Genomic DNA, 16,733 nt, shown 5'->3' on the forward strand with positions numbered 1-16,733 from the left:
TACCCGAAAGCTATAATTGCCATTCGGTTCGGAGAGATGGCAGAGTGGTCGAATGTACCTGACTCGAAATCAGGCGTAGGGTCAAACCTACCGTGGGTTCGAATCCCACTCTCTCCGCCATATACGACAGCAGAGCCTCTAACCATGGGGCTCTTTGTTTTTTTGGGCTCCTCTACCCACCACCAAAACCGTGTCTCACTTCAGCTCTAGCGCTTACCAAAACGTTTAGCCAGATAGCCAGACATAAAAGCCCAATAATTAGCATACCAAGCAGTAGAGTCACCATCATGATCGCTGGGATTTGAACAAATGTACCAACCTTTCATAACCAATCGTATGAACCCAGTCTCTAAAAGTAGGGTGCGCTCGAGCTTGGTTAGATCTATTGACTCGATTACCCCATGATGTTTATCTTGCAGCTTTTTTAAGGCCTTTAAAGCTTCGGAAAGTCTTTTAGAATTCGAACTTTTTTTACTTGACTGAGTTATCATTTTTTTATCTAAAGTATTGATTTAAATGGTTTTAAAAAAGAAAATTACTTGGTTATTCGGTAATAATTTACTTGGTTATTCCCTCACAATAACTATGTAATGTATGTAGTCCAATAGAGGGTCTAGGCGGACTATGGGCATTAATAAGGCTTCTGCCAGTACAGCTAAACCGAACTAGACAGTCAGCCTCAATAGGCATAGGATTGCATCAAGTGTTTCCCTCATGAAGGTCTTTAGGATTTCACAAGAAGGAGTGGCTTGATGAAGATATATCCAATTTCTCTTGAATTAACCGTGTGGTTTGATCTTGGCATTAATCAGTATGAAATCACTATTGATGAAAAATCATCGGTTTCGGTCAAGCGAACAGATGATGTATTTCATGCTCGAGATTTAACGCCTGCTGAAGTTAGTGAATTAATTGGCGCAATTCAGGCGGTTGATGTGCCCGTATTGAAATTGACTGATACGGATTCTGAAAAAGCATCCTCTAGTTACGAGTTGATCATCGAATCAGCCCACTTTTCTCTTGAATTTAATTGGGAGAACTTGGATATTGACGCTGATACTGCGGGATCGCTAGATTCTGTTTCTAGACTGACGCAGCTTGTCGAAAAGATTGGGCAATTTAATTAACGCCCATTGCCTGATGGCTTTGTGGGGAGCTTAATCGCTAAAGGTGACTACGTGATCAGCTACTAGGTGTATACCAATCTTTTCACCAATCGCGTGATCATGGTGGCTGGGTACAAAAGCAAAAATCTCAACACCAGATGCTAGCTTTAGCGTGTAAAGGAAGTCGGCACCCCTAAAGGTTTTTCGTACAACCTCTGCTTGCATAGTGCTACTGTCATCATGCTGAATATCATCAGCGCGCAAGAGAACATCAATTTCTTGTCCAACTTCCTTGCTACGGTCTTCTTCTAGATCCATCTCGCCCAACTCAATTTTGACTTTATTATTGGCTTGCACGACACCCTTAACAAATACTCCGCGGCCGATGAAGTCGGCAATGTAGCGATTGGCTGGCTTGTGATAAAGCTCGTATGGGATATCCCACTGGAGCACTTTGCCATCGGTCATTACCCCGACTTTATCGGCAATCGCAAAGGCCTCAAATTGATCATGAGTCACTAGGAGGGCGGTAATGTTGTTTGCCTTTAGGATCTCTCGCATCTCGCCAGCAAGACGTTCTCTAAGCTCAATATCCAAACTGGAGAAGGGTTCATCTAGCAAAATTAAATCAGGCTCTGGAGCCATTGCTCTGGCGAGTGCTACCCGTTGTTGTTGGCCACCACTCAACTCATGAGGGTAAGCATCGGCTTTGTCTGAGAGCGACACTCTTTTAAGCCACTCCATTGCCAGCGACGATCTGTGATTGCTTGGCAGATGTTGTAAGCCAAAAGCAATATTCTCTAAAACGTTCAGGTGGGGGAAGAGGGCGAAGTCCTGAAAGACCATGCCCACCTTTCTTTGATTGGGGGGGAGGTGAGTGGCGGCGGAGCTTACGACCTGATCACGTAGGAGGATTTCTCCTGCTTTCACGGGCTCAAAACCGCAAATCGCCCTCAAGACAGTAGATTTTCCGCAACCGGAGGAGCCTAATAGGCAACCAATCTCCCCCTGGCCCAGACTGAGGTTGAGGTCTTTGACGGCTGTTACACGACCATGACCATCTCGACTGGGGTAGTCAATTTCAAGTTCTTTGATGGAAAGCAGAGTGCGAGCGGAGTTCATCCCTATAATTTTCTCATTAATGCTAAGTGGTTTAATGCATAGCTAGAGTCTAAACGGATTGCCGATTTCATGAATCGTATTGTGGTGCCACTTGCCCTGCTGTTATTTTTGCCGTTGTTCGGCTTGGCAGCGCCATTCTTGTTTACCGGTGGCGATCATTTAACTACTGGCACTCTTAGCCATCTCTGGAATTTTGTACTTGGCGGATACATTGTCTCGACCTTAATCCTTATTCTGGGTGTTGGAATAGGGATATTTATTCTTGGGGTGGGTAATGCTTGGATTATTGCTAGATATGATTTTCCGGGTAAAAAAGTATTTGAGTGGGCTTTAATTTTGCCTTTAGCTGTACCCACCTATGTCATGGCGTATCTGTTTGTTGATCTCTTGCAATTTTCAGGTCCAATACAGAGCGCGCTACGCGCTTTGCTCGGGATGGATTCACTCTGGTTCTTTCCGGATCCAAGATCCTTGAGTGGGGCTGTCTGGTCCTTTTCATTCTGCCTCTTTCCCTATGTCTATCTTATTACGCGCACTGCATTCTTAGAGCGCAGCGGTCGATTGATTGAAGTTTCAGAAACACTTGGTTATAGCCCACTTCAAGGTTTTTTAAGGTTGGTGTTACCAATGGCAAGACCAGCCATCTTTGCTGGTATGGCTTTGGCGTTGATGGAGGTCTTAGCGGATTTTGGCGCAGTGTCTTACTTTGGCGTACAGACATTTGCAACGGGTATCTTTAAGGCCTGGCTCTCATTTGGTGACCGTGTGGCGGCTGTTCAGCTTGCTTTAGGCCTTTTGAGTTTTGTCTTACTCATCTTCTTTATTGAACAAAGTAGCCGCTCAAAATTACGTTACGCATCTTCATCGCGTGATAGACCGCTAGCGAAGTCGTTGCATGGCAAGAATGCTTTTTTTGCTTTTGCATTTTGTGGTGCAACTTTGCTATGTGGATTTCTGCTTCCAGCATTTGCGCTTTTACAGCTGCTGATTAAGCAGGGTCTCACCATTGATATTCGATATCTGGATTGGTTGAGTAATTCTTTATCAGTTTCGGTTCTCACTGCACTAATTTCGGTTGCGCTCGCCGTATTCTTTGCTTACTCAGTGCGCTTGAATTCACGCTTAAGTTGGGTTAATCGATTGCTAGGATTTGGTTATGCGCTGCCTGGGGCAGTATTGGCTATTGGCATCCTCTCCTTTCTAGAGATCTTTCAGCTTGCCTGGTGGATGTCAGCCAGCGTATTGGTGCTGGTTTACGCTTATTTAGTCCGGTTTCTTTCCTCCAGCTTGCAAAGCGTAGAGGCAGGTCTTACGCGTATCACCCCATCTATGGATGCTTCAGCCGCGCTGCTTGGCCTTTCTAAAGCACAAATTCTGAAGCGGGTTCATGTGCCATTGCTAAAGCGTAGCCTCCTTACTGCAGGCCTTTTTGTCTTTGTAGATGTCATGAAGGAGTTGCCAGCAACCCTCTTATTGCGCCCATTTAACTTTGATACCTTAGCCGTAGCAACCTATCAGTTGGCGGCGGATGAGCGCCTAGCCGAGCTCGCACTACCCTCCTTAACAATTGTTTTGGTTGGGCTTTTCCCAGTATTGCTGCTTTCCAGGGTGATCTCTAAATCTTAATTGATAATCATTCGTATTTGTGATACATTAGATTTAATCTAATTCTGATCGTAAATACAGCAATGGCCATTCAACAAATACGCAAATTTCTATGCACTTACGCACTATTGCTGAGTGGTTTTTTATCACCATCACTACATGCTCAAGAAGCTAAAGAGTTAAATCTCTATTCGGCTCGTCACTACCAAACTGATGAAGCGCTTTATGGTGAATTCACCAAAAAGACAGGAATCAAAATTAATCGCATTGAGGCTGATGACAATGCATTGGCGGAGAGATTAAAAAGCGAAGGCGCCAATAGTCCAGCAGATGTGATTTTGATGGTGGATGCAGCGCGATTATGGCGCGCGCAAATTGATGGCTTCTTTAAGCCAATTCATTCGAAATACTTAGAGAGTCGTATTCCAGCAAATTTACGCTCCAAGCCTGAACCAGAGGGGTCGACTTGGTTTGGCTTTTCAACCAGAGCCCGTCTCGTGGTCTATAACAAGGCAAAAGTGAACCCACAGGATGTCGACACTTATGAGAAATTAGCCGAACCTATGAACAAAGGAAAGGTGTGTACGCGCTCAGGTGCCCACCCCTACATGCTGTCATTGATCGGCGCCATGATTGAACGTCGTGGCGAGGCAGCTACTGAAGAGTGGGCAAAAGGAATGGTGGTCAATATGGCACGCCCTCCAAGAGGCGGCGATACCGATCAGATCAAAGCGGTTGCTTCAGGTGAATGTGGCGTTGCACTAACCAACTCTTATTATCTAGTTAGACTATTGCGCTCAACCAAGCCAGAAGATCAGGCCATCGCTTCAAAGATCGGATTTGTTTGGCCTAATCAGCAGACGACTGGCACGCACATCAATATTGCGGGTGGTGGGGTTGCCAAGAATGCACCGCACTCCCAAGCTGCCGTTCAGTTTCTGGAATACCTTGCTAGCGATTCTGCGCAGGAATATTTTGCCAATGGAAATAACGAGTGGCCTGCAGTGAAGTCGGTCAAGATTGAAAATGAAGGACTCAAAATATTGGGGTCATTCAAGGCTGAAAACATTTCGATTGCAGCGATTGGTAAGAATCAAATTGCCGCCCAACGATTGCTCGATCGGGTGGGTTACAAGTGAAATATATTAGGGAAAACCCTTGACTTTTAGGGGGTTTTCGTTTATATTAAAAATTCGCTGAGAGCCGGCTTTCAGCATAAGAAGCGTACAGACTAGAGTTTTACCGCAGTTGTGGAGACTGTCAGTACGCTTCTTAGAAACATCTTCATAAGCAGCAGTCAGGTCGCATCAGTGACCATCTGAAAATCAGAAATGAGCTGTTGTAAATCAAAAAGCATTTAAAAAACGAATTCAAATAACAGCAGGGTCTCTGCTCGTCTGAAATTTTTGGATCTAGAATGAATCTATTCTTTGAAAGACTTGGACTCACCCATGAAAATCATATCGAGTGCTTTGATATTTTCTGTCGCACTGGCCGTGCTGGCCTGCTCAACCCCGCCAAGCGAGTTTGGAGTCTATCGACAGTCTGATGGAACGGTTGGGGTACATGCCCCTAAATCCGCTAAAGATACTGAGGCTCAGGCGGCTGCAGTAGAAGAGTGTAAAAAACTAGGAAAGCGAAGCGCCACTATTCTTGAAACTCGTAAAACAGTGAACGATCGCTTTCCTATCACCTACATTTATATGTGTAATACCTATTAATTCAATGCAACTTAGCTAAGTAGCCATTTCTTAATCGATTTATTTACGCACATTGCATCTATAGCTAGGCCAAAGAACTCTGAACCATTGGTAACCATGCTTTCAATGGCTTCCACCTTGCCAGATTTCACGCCACGTAAATACGTTGCAGCACGATAGCGCAGGAAGTGTTCATTTTCACCTTCCTCGTTGTCCGTAGAGCAGATTTCTAAGCTGCCATAGCGGGTTTCTGGGTTGATATTCAGAATAGAGAGGCCAAGTGCGCCAATGAGCTTTTCTGGCACAGGGATTGGAACGTAAGAGTAGAGGGAAACCAACTGCTCCTGTTCATCAACTTCAATAATGTGGTCAACATCGAACACATCTTTTTCTGTCAACTCGGTTTCACCAGAATCGCCACCACCAAAAGTGGACTCAAACTGCAGCATCGCTGTATTGCTGTCCTTGGAGATCTCGATCATGTCAGGGTAGCCAAGCAAACCTTTCCACCAGTACATCAATGAGAATGTGCAAGGTTTTACTTCAACTAAACCCTTTTTGGTTGATTTGGCAAAGTACAGGCCATAAAACTCATCATCTTCTTCGAGTCCGTATTGGTCGACTTTCAGCTGCTTTGGTGCGGCTGCTTTAGTGGACTTCTTGGCAGCTTTCTTTGGTGCGGGTTTTTTAGCTGCAGGCTTTTTGGCCACAACTTTCTTCACCGCTTTCTTAGCTGCTGGTTTTTTAGTAATCGCCTTCTTGGCAACTACCTTCTTCGTGGCTGGTTTTTTCACTACCTTCTTTACGGCCTTTTTGGCTACCACTTTCTTTGTGGCAACCTTCTTAACGGCTTTCTTTGCAGGGGCTTTTTTTACCACCTTGGTAGCTACTTTCTTTTTTGCTGGAGACTTCTTTGTAGCCATGGTCTATTACCCTTCCTATTGGTAGTTAATGTGCTTAGAGCACAAGAGGATATTACTTCAGTTTCTACCCTCTATTGCTTATACCTATATGGGGATTTACCTTGCAAACTCAAGGGCGAAAGCCCAATCGTTTTTTAAGGGCTTTAAAAAAGATCGGGGCGCTTGAATTTAGCTCCTAAGTTGCTACACTGGAGCGGTGCAATTATGAATAACCTCAACCTAAAGAGAATCCATGTTCCCTGAATATCGCGAGTTAATTAGTAAGCTGAAGACATCAGATCGTCACTTTTCTCATTTATTTGATAAGCACAACAACCTAGATCAACAGATTCAGAGAATGGAAGCCCATGCGGAGCCTAGTACTCCCGAGGAAATCGAGACATTGAAAAAAGAAAAGCTCTTGCTAAAAGATCAGATCTACGCCGTCTTAAAAAAAGCTAGCGCCTAAAAATTTAAAGTCATCAGACTTCAATTTGGATCTGATGACTTTTTATTCAGAATTACGCTTTCTTCAAAAAACAGGCTTTGAGCAACATGTTGCCAGCTTCTGTTTTGCAATCGACCTCATGGTCGCCTGAAACCAGACGAATGCCTTTAATCTTGGTACCCACCTTCAGGGTGGTTGATGAGCCTTTTACCTTAAGGTCTTTGATGAGGGTCACGGTGTCGCCATCAGCTAATAAAGTGCCATTGGCATCCTTCACAATTAATCCACCTTCATCTTCTTCGGTAGCAGCAGCCATTGGCCACTCGTGACCGCATTGAGCGCAAACAAAATTTTCACCGTCAGGGTAGGTCATATCCTCCTGGCAGGCCGGGCATTTTGGAAGATTGGTAGTTGTATTCATGATTGGTAGCAGGTGAGGGTGATGTAAAGGGTAATTTTAGTCTAGCGGAGACTATCTAAAGTTAGAATTAAAGGCAATGAATCCAAAACTCAAAGTTATCCTCGCTACCCTTGGTGGGATAGTTATCCTGCTTGGAATCGGGACTTGGTACGCCGCCTCAAAGGTCGACCCAGTGACCTTGACGAAATTGCTTGCCAGCTCGGTTAAGACCGCTACTGGACGAGACTTAAAAATTACCGGGCCAGTAACCCTCAGTTTTTTCCCCAGAATTTCAGTATCAGCAGAGCGCCTAAGTTTAAGTAATGCGCCGTGGGCGAGCACTCCTGAGATGCTAACTCTCAAACGCATTGAATTAGATATTAAGACTCTGCCGCTACTGAGTAAGCGAATTGAGGTTGATCGTGTCAAGCTCTCTGGCATGGAATTGTTCCTGCAGAAAAATGCATCTGGTAAAACAAATTGGGATATGAGTGTGGAGGCATCCAATACCACTGCAGCCGCTAATGGTGGGGCTGTGGATTCTGCTTCGGCAAGTGATGATCTCATCTTCATGGAGAGTGTGTCAGTACTCGATGCCAAGATCCAATATCAGGATGGCATTAGCCCAGCTTCAAACTATCAAATCAAGCGTTTGGTATTGGTGGAGAGTGGCGATAAAACTGCCGTCTCTCTTAGCATGAGCCTACAAGAGCAGGCTTTGGAGCTCAGTGGAAAAACAGGCTCTCTTTCAAGATTATTTAAGCAGTGGGACGTTTCCCCAAGTCACTTTCCGATGGATCTCAATCTCACCTTGAATGGCAAATCCATGTTGATTAAGGGTGAGGTTGATAAGAGCCCAAAAGCTTTACCTGAAATTAAAGTGGCGCTCACTTCAAAAGCATTTGACTGGCCTTCTTCAAGCTCCCCAACTCAGGCCTCTCAAGTGCGAGGCAGCGAAAAGCCGCAGCCGCAGCCGCAGCCACAAGTAGTGCAGCAAGCTAGAAAGCCGCAGTCCAACTATTTATTTAGCAATGAAGCTATTCCCTTTGACGTATTGCCACAAGCCAATGGACAGATTGTTTTGAGTATTGATGAGCTTGGTTTGCCAAATCGCAAGCCCATACAGAATTTAAAGGCTACCGTGCAAATGAGCGGAAATGCGATTGATGTTCCGCATCTGACATTGCAATTGGGTCAAGGTCAGGCAGATATTCAATTCCATCTCTCTGAATTTACTAGCGCATCACCCGTGTTGTCCTTAAGGGGGGTAACTAAGAATTTCACTCTTGAGAATTTGCTGGCACGCATTGATCCACATTCAAAAGTTACCGGCGGAAAAATGAAATTGGCATTTGACTTAAAGGCGACGGGAAAAAGTCTTCACGAGATTGCCGGTAATTCAACCGGAAAAATTCAGCTCAATATCGATCAGGCAAGAATGGGCACTAACTTCTTGAATGATGCAGGTGATTTTGTGATTACCGTGCTGGATTCCATGAATCCATTGCGTAAGAAATCTAGCGAAACGCTTCTAGAGTGTGCTGTTGCTTATCTGCCAATTAATAGCGGACAAATTAACATCGCCAAAACGGTGGGCGCTGAAACTGACCGCTTAAATGCAGTAATGGCGGGCTCAATTAATCTGAAAACTGAAGCAGTGAATTTGACGATTGATCCCCAGGAAAAATCAGGGCTGACAACGGGCTTGGATCTGGCTGGTTTGGTAAAGGTGGGTGGCACGCTGGCAAACCCTAGGGCAGGCATTAACCAGGCTGGGGTGGTCAATAGTGCCGTTTCTATTGGCCTTGGAATCTTGACCGGTGGCGCTACTATTCTGGCAGAGAATGCGAGATCAATGACATCAAAAGGCCACCCATGCAGTAATGCACTCCACCCTTGGTCCGATATTTATCCTGGGGCGGAGTAAGTCTTAAAACAGCATTCCGCTAATAAACAGGCTGAATAAAGAAATAAAAATGCTGGCAAAGAAGGCGGTCCAGAAGCTGGAGATTGTAAAGCCACTCACTAGCGCAGAAACTAGCATCAGAACTAAGGCATTTACAACTAGCAAAAACAATCCCATAGTGAGGACCGTTAGTGGCAGCGTAAAGAGGATTAATAAAGGCTTCACTACGGCATTTGCAAACCCTAGCAGTAGGGCGGCGATTAGCAGTGAACCGCCATCCGCAAAACGTAAACCGCTAAAGAGGTAGCTTGCAACCCAGAGGGATAAAGAGGTTAGGCCCCATTGGACTAAAAACGGTACTAAGTTACCCATGATGAGTTTCCCTTTTTGAAATTGGTTATCTAATGTAAGTCAAATGTTATCAGGGCTTTAGTAGTGAGGAGGGATTTCATCTTTTGGGCTGCTACCTCCTCCGCCATCTCCACCACTGGCTTGTTCCTTAATGGATTTCAGTTCTCGATATAGAAATTCAATTTGCTGCTGTTGCTTGTAAATGGTCTGATTGAGTTGATCAATCAGATCTTCTGTAAAGCTCAGCTTGATTTCGAGGTTGGTGATGCGATCTTCAGTCATTTCAATTTCCCTATCTTAGGCATTCACTAACTCAAAACGACCATCTTCCATTTCCGCTTTTGGTCTGATCCAAAAGTCGCGTGACTGGAGTGACTCATATACGTATGCTGGCTCTAGGTTAGCTTCAACGTTAGCTAGTAACACCACCTTATAAAAGCCGCCTGTCTTCATGTGCCTAAGCTTGTTGCCTGGCTTAAAGAGGCCGTCATCGGCATCTGCCATTTTGGGTTTACTCATGTCAAAAAAGTGCTTTCTCAGTATGATCTACGAATGACCAATTCAGTCCCGTACTCCATTCTAGATATATCTCCAATTCCTGAGGGATTTACTGCTGCGGATGCCTTGCGAAACTCTTTGGACCTTGCGCAGCATGCAGAGGATTGGGGCTACACCCGCTATTGGGTGGCGGAGCATCACAATATGACTGGTAATGCTAGCTCTGCAACTGCAGTCTTAGTTGCTTATATTGCTGGGGGTACAAAAACGATTCGAGTTGGCTCAGGCGGTGTAATGCTACCAAATCATGCTCCATTGGTCATCGCAGAGCAATTTGGCACGCTGGCATCGATCTATCCTGGCCGCATTGAATTAGGTTTGGGCCGTGCGCCAGGCACTGATCAAATGACCGCTAGAGCCTTGCGTCGAGATTTGCTGGGTAGCGATGATCGCTTTCCGCAGGATGTGCGAGAGTTGCAGCATTACTTTGGCCCTATTCAAGAAGGGCGGGCGGTAAGAGCTATTCCTGGCGCCGATACAGAGGTGCCCATTTGGATCTTGGGTTCTAGCTTATATGGCGCTCAATTGGCCGCCCACTTTGGTTTGCCTTATGCCTTTGCTTCACACTTTGCGCCTGAGCAATTGCTGGATGCGATGTCTACTTATCGCGAATTATTTAAGCCTTCCGATAAGCTAGAAAAACCTTATTCAGCTTTTGTGATGAATGTGGTCGCTGCAGATACAGATGAAGAGGCTGCGCATCTATTCACGACCTTACAGCAGAACGTTGTGCGCATGCGTCGCAACACCCGCGGTCAATTACCGCCGCCAATTGATAATCTAGATGAGTTTTGCGAGCCCCATGAAAAGACTACTGCTGCACATGCTTTAAGGTGCTCTGCTGTCGGGTCTCTGCAAACAGTCAGAAAAGAGATGCAGTACTGGCTTGATCAAACTGGCGCTAACGAAATAATGGTCGCTGGTCAAATATTTGATCACCAAGCACGCTTGCGATCATTTGAGATTGCTGCTGAAGCAGCCAAGGGATTGCGCTTTAGCTCTAAAGGTTGAAAGCGTTGTAATCACCGGTAATGAGAATGTTCTCTTGAATGGCTCGATTCGCTATCTCGAGCACCGCATTGTCTTTGCTAATGAGTATCGCTGGCCTGAGTTGATAGGTTAGATCTAAAAAGATCTGATCATCGGCGTCCTTGCATTGCCAAGGAGCGGGGGCTAGATTGGAATCATCATGTTGCCGTGCAATGGATTTCCATTGAGCCAGAATACCTGCTTGAGTTTTCTCATCAAGCTTAAAGAGAGGGCGTGAGATGACATCGGCGAACTCTTCAAATGTCTTTTGGCTGGCCACAACTTGAATGCTGCGACCTACAATTGCTTCTTTTAAACTGGCGGCCCTTTCATCATTAAAGACAAAAATATCCAGCAAGATATTGGTGTCCAAAACGACGGGCTTCATTGCTGCTGGTTGCGCCAAATTTCTGGGGTAATGGTGACTTGGCCCATATCTGAAGAAACATACGCCTCTCCATCTTGAATATTCACATGCAGGACCATGCTGCGCTCAACTAACTTCTTGAGTTCTTTAGCTTGTTCTGCTGGAATGGAAATCACCTGGAGGTTGCGTGCTCGAGTCAACTTATTGGCAATGCCATCCCACCAGATCTTGCTAGTATGTCCACCATAGCAATAGACGATAACTTGGTCTGAGCGCCCACAGGCCTTCAGAATGCGGCGCTCATCTGGTTGACCAATTTCAATCCAGAGCTGAATAGCATCAGTAAGGTCTTTTATCCAGAGGTCCGGCTCATCTGTATCGCTTAAGCCTTTGGTAAAGACTAATTCCTCCTGAGCTTGCAGGGCAAACGCAATAATCCGAACCATCATCCGCTCTTCAGTTTCTGAAGGGTGTTTGGCGATGGTAAGGGAGTGACTGCCGTAATAGTGGCGGTCAGAATCTGCGACGTGGAGGTCGGCTTTGTGGATAGTTGCGCGTAGAGCCATGGCGCATTATCGCCTTTTAGCCGAGAGATCCTGCCTATCCCAGTATTATTTGGAAAATTGCTCCTATTTACTGTGTATCGTAGAGTCCCATGATCCGTATTACCGAACTTCGTCTGCCAATTAGCCATGCCCCCGAGGCTTTGGAGGAGGCGATCTTGAAGCGATTGAGCATTCAAGCTCAAGACTTGATTCGGACGGATGTATTTAAGCGGAGTTATGACGCCAGAAAAAATGTGGCCCTTGCCTTTATCTACACCGTCGATTTATCGGTAAAGGATGAAGAAAAGTTGCTCAAGCAATTTTCTAACGATGTGCATATCAGACCTTCTCCCGATACCAGCTATCACTTTGTCGCAAATGCTGCGCAAGTTCAGGCTGATAACTTCGAGCGTCCAGTAGTGATTGGTTTTGGACCTTGCGGAATTTTCGCGGCCCTAGTGTTAGCTCAAATGGGATTTAAGCCGATTGTTTTAGAGCGTGGCAAGAAGGTGCGTGAGCGCACGCAAGATACCTGGGGTCTATGGCGTAAGAATGTCTTGAATCCTGAGTCCAACGTTCAGTTTGGCGAGGGTGGTGCAGGTACGTTTTCTGATGGCAAGCTGTATAGCCAAATTAAAGACCCGAAGTTTTATGGGCGCAAGGTGATTAATGAGTTTGTCAAAGCTGGTGCTCCTGAAGAGATTCGATATGTAGCCAAGCCACATATCGGCACATTTCGATTGGTTGGCGTAGTTGAAAAAATGCGTCAAGAAATTATTGATCTTGGCGGAGAAATTCGTTTCTCACAAAAGGTGATCGGCTTTGATATTCAGAATGATCAGATTGTTGGCGTCAAAATAGAAGGGCAGCCTGATCTAGCTGCCAATCATGTCGTGCTCGCCTTAGGCCACAGCGCGCGAGATACCTTTGAGGCCTTGCATGCGGCAGGTGTTTATATGGAAGCCAAACCATTTTCGGTAGGCTTTCGAATTGAGCACCCCCAGTCTCTAATTGATAAAGCTCGCCTAGGGCCACATGCTGGCAATGAGCTCATTGGCGCAGCAGATTACAAGCTAGTTCACCATGCCAAGAATGGCCGTGCGGTCTACAGCTTCTGTATGTGTCCAGGTGGAACGGTTGTTGCTGCCACTTCCGAGCCAAACCGTGTGGTGACAAATGGCATGAGTCAGTACTCGCGTAATGAGCGCAATGCCAATGCGGGCATCGTGGTCGGAATTACTCCTGAAGACTATCCCGGCGGCCCCTTGGCTGGTATTGAGTTTCAGAGGGCGCTGGAGTCAAAAGCCTATGAGTTGGGTGGGTCGACCTATGAGGCTCCTGGGCAATTGGTTGGAGACTTCTTGCTAGGCAAAGCATCTACTGAGTTCGGTAGGGTGATGCCGTCTTATAAGCCGGGCGTTCATCTAACTGATCTTGCTGATTGTTTACCCCCTTATGCTATCGAAGCGATTCGGGAAGCTATTCCAGCTTTTGAGAAGCAGATCAAGGGATTCTCAATGAAGGATGCGGTACTCACAGGAGTGGAGACCCGCACATCCTCTCCGTTACGCATTACGAGGGGTTCAAACTTTCAGAGCTTAAATATCAAAGGCCTATATCCTGCGGGCGAAGGCGCTGGCTATGCGGGCGGAATCTTGTCGGCAGGCGTTGATGGGATTAAAGTAGCAGAAGCAGTTGCGCTTGACTATCTTTCCCAATAATTCAATAAGCTGATTTCTGATGAGTTCTGTAGTTCCTATGTCCACCCAAAATGAAAAAGAGGCTCTTTTTCATCCAGAGCTATTGCAGAAGTTTGACATCAATGGTCCACGCTATACGTCTTATCCCAGTGCCGATCGTTTTCATAATGAATTTAGTGAATCAGATTATTTGGGCGCATTGCAACGCGTAGCTAAAGTCAATGAGCCACTCTCTTTATATTTTCATTTGCCGTTTTGCCCCAATATTTGCTACTACTGTGGTTGCAACAAAATCATTACCAAAGACCATGGGCGCAGCGCTAAGTACATCAAGTATTTAGCTAAGGAAATGGCAATGGTTTGCACTGCGATGGGTGCGCAGCAAAAGATTCCGGTGACCCAGTTGCACTGGGGTGGTGGCACACCTACGTTTTTATCTCACGAAGAGATGATCGAGTTAATGCACCATACGCGCGAGCATTTTGATTTGCTTCCTGGTGGCGAATATTCTATTGAGATTGATCCGCGTCGCGTGACTGAGGCAGACATTGCCTTATTAGCCGAGCTGGGCTTTAATCGGATTAGTCTTGGAGTGCAAGACTTTAATTTAGAAGTTCAGCAAGCAGTGCATCGCGTGCAGACCATTGAGGAAACCCAAGCGGTGATGGATTGGTCCAGAAAGTATGGCTTTAAATCCAGAAGCGTAGATCTTATTTATGGCCTACCAAAACAAACCCCTGCGACCTTTAAAGAAACAGTTGATGCAGTACTCAAGATGAGTCCTGATCGTCTCTCTGTTTATAACTATGCGCATTTGCCCCATATCTTTAAACCCCAGCGCAGAATTGCTGAAGCAGATTTACCGGGCGCTGCAGATAAGTTGGACATACTTTCTAATACGATCGAAAGATTGGGTGAGGCGGGCTATGTATTTATTGGTATGGATCACTTTGCTAAGCCGGATGATGAATTAGCGATTGCGCAAAAAGAAGGAAAACTGCATCGGAACTTTCAGGGATATTCAACTCAAGCAGAGTGCGATCTATTGGCTTTTGGAATCTCCTCAATTGGCAAGGTGGACGATAGTTACTCTCAAAACGTCCGCACTCTAGATGAATACTATGCGGCGATCGATGATGGTCATCTGCCTACCCTCCGGGGTCTGCAGTTAGATAAAGACGATTTACTGCGTCGCGAGTTAATCGGTGAGTTGATGTGCCAATTTGCTCTGGATACAGGTCAATTTGCCAAGTCTCATCAAATTGACTTCAAAAGCTATTTCAAAACGGAAATTGAAGAGTTAAAGCATCTGGAGGAAGCTGGCCTTTTAGAGTGGCAGGGCGCCACCATGCTTGTCCCAATCAAGGGCAGATTATTGGCAAGGCGGGTTGCGATGACTTTTGATCGTCACCTGCGGGAATCCCAAGCAAGGGGCACTTATTCCAAGGTTCTTTAAGCAAAGTAGCTTCAAAAGCCTATCAATTTGATCTAGATCAAAAACCCATAAAAAGAGTGTTGCTTTTAAACCAATAAAAAATTTCAGCAGCCCTTACATTTGATTTACATCAAATGACTACCCCAGTATCACTTTGAAAATAGACTCATCAAATTGATAACAGAAAAGGGGTACATCATGCGTATTAAAACTCTAGTAGCAGCCATGGCAGCAGTAGCTTCATTGGCTCCAATCGCCGCTCAAGCACAGGCAGCAGCAGAAAATCCATGGATGATTCGTGTTCGTGCTGTTGATTTACTTTGGGCTAATGGTCAAACTGGCGCCGTTCAAACATTGGATGTAAAGGCTAAAGATCAAATCATTCCTGAGTTTGACGTTTCTTACTTCTTTACTAAAAATATTGCTGCTGAGTTAGTGTTGACTTATCCACAAAGCGTTCAGATTGATGCCGGTGGTAATAAATTGGGCACGATCAAGGCGCTTCCTCCATCATTGGTTCTTCAATATCACTTTACTGATTTTGGCGCCTTTAAGCCTTATGTTGGCGCTGGTGTGAACTACACAATTTTCAGCAGTCGAAATAATTTGGGCAATGGCACATACTCTGTTGACAGCTCTAGTGTTGGTGCTGTTGGTCAAATTGGTATGGACTATATGTTTGATAAAAACTGGGGTCTAAACGTTGATGTGAAATATGCAACGATGTCGACCAATGTTTCTAGTCCTGCATATGGCCCAAGCGCAGGTAAGTTGACTTTAAATCCTTGGATGCCAGCGGTTGGTGTGACTTACAAGTTCTAAGAATTCAGTTCTTAGTTCTTGAGATAGGGCCCCTAAGGGGCTCTATTTTTTTGTCTGCTCTTTATTGAATAAGGTGATCGATTAATTTCTCGAACTTCGCTTCATCAAAATGTAGATTATCAAAGCGCTGTATTGCGATATGTTTTGGTGGATCAATTCTGCGTTTGATGTATTGATCCCAATGCTGGAGTTTGTATTCATCTCTGGGGTCAGCGCGCATTTCCATGCGATGTTTTGCTTCATTCTCATTTAGATCAATCCAGGCAATTTTGATGCTTGATACGCTTGGGACACCTAACTCTTCTGGCTTGAACATTCTGCCGCTTTGGATCTCATTGGAAAATGGACCCACCAGAATGACATTCACCCCAAGTTGAAGATTTTCTTTGGCGATGGCTATGAGCCCCTCATACTCCCAATCCCTCAAGTTCTTGAGGTAAAAAGGACTATCTCGATCGTTGGGATTGTTGGTGGTGAGCTCCATGACATGGGCGCTATAGGCGCCGTACACCGTATCTTTATCGAGAAAGAAAAAATCTTCACCAGTTTTTTCCACAATCAGAGGCAATGCCTTTTTGGCAAGCGTGGATTTGCCTGTCCCCGCATGGCCTGCAAAGAGGATGAGTCGTGGTGCGGCAGGGCTAAGCTTGCAGGTCATTTATCTCTTTATTAGGGGATCTTGCTTGAGTAAATTCTACTTCTCCATCCCATGTTTATTGGAAATATCACCACTTTGA

19 protein-coding genes and 1 tRNA gene are annotated in these 16,733 nt (G+C 45.4%); 11 read left to right on the top strand and 9 right to left on the bottom strand.

Features of this window, described 5'->3' with window-relative positions; all coding sequences use genetic code 11:
• Positions 1 to 30 precede the first annotated feature (30 nt).
• Together ICN12_RS07290 and ICN12_RS07295 are read left to right on the top strand one after the other, a co-directional pair.
• Positions 31 to 120, top strand: a tRNA-Ser gene (locus tag ICN12_RS07290).
• Between the two features lie 632 nt (positions 121 to 752).
• Positions 753 to 1,127 carry a hypothetical protein gene (locus ICN12_RS07295; RefSeq protein WP_216271847.1) on the top strand — a complete coding sequence of 125 codons (375 nt, stop codon included), beginning with the start codon at positions 753 to 755 and terminating at the stop codon, positions 1,125 to 1,127.
• 30 nt (positions 1,128 to 1,157) lie between these two features.
• Here the strand turns inward: ICN12_RS07295 and ICN12_RS07300 are convergent, their stop codons facing one another.
• The gene (locus tag ICN12_RS07300; protein ID WP_216271848.1) at positions 1,158 to 2,228 is read right to left on the bottom strand and encodes an ABC transporter ATP-binding protein; all 1,071 of its coding nucleotides are present in this window, start codon (positions 2,226 to 2,228) and stop codon (positions 1,158 to 1,160) included.
• Positions 2,229 to 2,297: 69 nt separating this feature from the next.
• Here ICN12_RS07300 and ICN12_RS07305 point away from each other — a divergent pair, with 69 nt between their 5' ends.
• The 3 genes from ICN12_RS07305 to ICN12_RS07315 all read left to right on the top strand — a co-directional run bounded on the left by ICN12_RS07305 (position 2,298) and on the right by ICN12_RS07315 (position 5,554).
• Complete coding sequence (locus ICN12_RS07305; protein ID WP_216271849.1) at positions 2,298 to 3,854, top strand: ABC transporter permease; 1,557 nt, start codon at positions 2,298 to 2,300, stop codon at positions 3,852 to 3,854.
• A 62-nt stretch (positions 3,855 to 3,916) separates the two neighbouring features.
• Positions 3,917 to 4,972: an extracellular solute-binding protein gene (locus tag ICN12_RS07310; RefSeq protein ID WP_216271850.1), complete on the top strand. Its 1,056-nt coding sequence runs from the start codon at positions 3,917 to 3,919 to the stop codon at positions 4,970 to 4,972.
• 312 nt (positions 4,973 to 5,284) lie between these two features.
• Positions 5,285 to 5,554 (top strand): hypothetical protein, encoded by a 270-nt coding sequence (locus ICN12_RS07315; protein WP_216271851.1) that lies wholly within the window; start codon positions 5,285 to 5,287, stop codon positions 5,552 to 5,554.
• 11 nt (positions 5,555 to 5,565) lie between these two features.
• Here ICN12_RS07315 and ICN12_RS07320 read toward each other — a convergent pair whose 3' ends face one another.
• The gene (locus ICN12_RS07320; RefSeq protein ID WP_216271852.1) at positions 5,566 to 6,456 is read right to left on the bottom strand and encodes a hypothetical protein; all 891 of its coding nucleotides are present in this window, start codon (positions 6,454 to 6,456) and stop codon (positions 5,566 to 5,568) included.
• A gap of 232 nt (positions 6,457 to 6,688) precedes the next feature.
• Between ICN12_RS07320 and ICN12_RS07325 the strand changes: the two genes are divergently transcribed.
• Entirely contained in the window at positions 6,689 to 6,904 is a 216-nt protein-coding gene (locus ICN12_RS07325; protein WP_216271853.1) for an HP1242/YdcH family protein, read from the top strand.
• Positions 6,905 to 6,956: 52 nt separating this feature from the next.
• Here ICN12_RS07325 and ICN12_RS07330 read toward each other — a convergent pair whose 3' ends face one another.
• Positions 6,957 to 7,304, bottom strand: a complete 348-nt coding sequence (locus tag ICN12_RS07330) for a zinc ribbon domain-containing protein YjdM (protein WP_216271854.1) — start codon at positions 7,302 to 7,304, stop codon at positions 6,957 to 6,959.
• Positions 7,305 to 7,380: 76 nt separating this feature from the next.
• Between ICN12_RS07330 and ICN12_RS07335 the strand changes: the two genes are divergently transcribed.
• Positions 7,381 to 9,210 carry an AsmA family protein gene (locus tag ICN12_RS07335; RefSeq protein WP_216271855.1) on the top strand — a complete coding sequence of 610 codons (1,830 nt, stop codon included), beginning with the start codon at positions 7,381 to 7,383 and terminating at the stop codon, positions 9,208 to 9,210.
• A 3-nt stretch (positions 9,211 to 9,213) separates the two neighbouring features.
• Here the strand turns inward: ICN12_RS07335 and ICN12_RS07340 are convergent, their stop codons facing one another.
• Genes ICN12_RS07340 through ICN12_RS07350 form a run of 3 tightly spaced genes read right to left on the bottom strand, consistent with a single transcriptional unit; the run spans position 9,214 to position 10,059 of the window.
• Positions 9,214 to 9,564 (bottom strand): phage holin family protein, encoded by a 351-nt coding sequence (locus ICN12_RS07340; RefSeq protein ID WP_088528284.1) that lies wholly within the window; start codon positions 9,562 to 9,564, stop codon positions 9,214 to 9,216.
• Positions 9,565 to 9,618: 54 nt separating this feature from the next.
• On the bottom strand, positions 9,619 to 9,822 hold the full coding sequence (locus ICN12_RS07345; protein WP_216271856.1) for a SlyX family protein: 204 nt from the start codon (positions 9,820 to 9,822) through the stop codon (positions 9,619 to 9,621).
• Between the two features lie 15 nt (positions 9,823 to 9,837).
• Entirely contained in the window at positions 9,838 to 10,059 is a 222-nt protein-coding gene (locus ICN12_RS07350) for a hypothetical protein (protein ID WP_216271857.1), read from the bottom strand.
• A gap of 33 nt (positions 10,060 to 10,092) precedes the next feature.
• On the opposite strand from ICN12_RS07350, the gene ICN12_RS07355 reads away from it, so the two are divergent.
• A complete protein-coding gene (locus ICN12_RS07355) occupies positions 10,093 to 11,109 on the top strand; it encodes an LLM class flavin-dependent oxidoreductase (RefSeq protein WP_216271858.1) in 1,017 nt (338 codons plus the stop codon).
• On the opposite strand, the gene ICN12_RS07360 is transcribed toward ICN12_RS07355, so the two are convergent.
• Positions 11,099 to 11,515 carry a putative toxin-antitoxin system toxin component, PIN family gene (locus ICN12_RS07360; protein ID WP_216271859.1) on the bottom strand — a complete coding sequence of 139 codons (417 nt, stop codon included), beginning with the start codon at positions 11,513 to 11,515 and terminating at the stop codon, positions 11,099 to 11,101. The two genes, ICN12_RS07355 and ICN12_RS07360, sit on opposite strands and share 11 nt — an antisense overlap.
• Positions 11,512 to 12,060 carry a YaeQ family protein gene (locus tag ICN12_RS07365; RefSeq protein WP_216271860.1) on the bottom strand — a complete coding sequence of 183 codons (549 nt, stop codon included), beginning with the start codon at positions 12,058 to 12,060 and terminating at the stop codon, positions 11,512 to 11,514. The genes ICN12_RS07360 and ICN12_RS07365 overlap by 4 nt, the downstream gene beginning before the upstream one ends.
• Before the next feature lie 89 nt (positions 12,061 to 12,149).
• Between ICN12_RS07365 and ICN12_RS07370 the strand changes: the two genes are divergently transcribed.
• The 3 genes from ICN12_RS07370 to ICN12_RS07380 all read left to right on the top strand — a co-directional run bounded on the left by ICN12_RS07370 (position 12,150) and on the right by ICN12_RS07380 (position 15,996).
• Positions 12,150 to 13,760 (top strand): NAD(P)/FAD-dependent oxidoreductase, encoded by a 1,611-nt coding sequence (locus ICN12_RS07370; RefSeq protein ID WP_216271861.1) that lies wholly within the window; start codon positions 12,150 to 12,152, stop codon positions 13,758 to 13,760.
• Between the two features lie 37 nt (positions 13,761 to 13,797).
• The gene (hemN, locus tag ICN12_RS07375; RefSeq protein ID WP_370624980.1) at positions 13,798 to 15,195 is read left to right on the top strand and encodes an oxygen-independent coproporphyrinogen III oxidase; all 1,398 of its coding nucleotides are present in this window, start codon (positions 13,798 to 13,800) and stop codon (positions 15,193 to 15,195) included.
• 177 nt (positions 15,196 to 15,372) lie between these two features.
• Positions 15,373 to 15,996, top strand: coding sequence for an OmpW/AlkL family protein (locus ICN12_RS07380; protein WP_216271863.1), 624 nt, complete (start codon positions 15,373 to 15,375; stop codon positions 15,994 to 15,996).
• 61 nt (positions 15,997 to 16,057) lie between these two features.
• Here ICN12_RS07380 and ICN12_RS07385 read toward each other — a convergent pair whose 3' ends face one another.
• Positions 16,058 to 16,654 (bottom strand): P-loop nucleotide/nucleoside kinase family protein, encoded by a 597-nt coding sequence (locus ICN12_RS07385; RefSeq protein WP_216271864.1) that lies wholly within the window; start codon positions 16,652 to 16,654, stop codon positions 16,058 to 16,060.
• Positions 16,655 to 16,733: the final 79 nt, after the last annotated feature.

Source organism: Polynucleobacter sp. AM-25C3, assembly GCF_018882335.1.
In the GTDB taxonomy this organism is placed as follows: Bacteria; Pseudomonadota; Gammaproteobacteria; order Burkholderiales; family Burkholderiaceae; genus Polynucleobacter.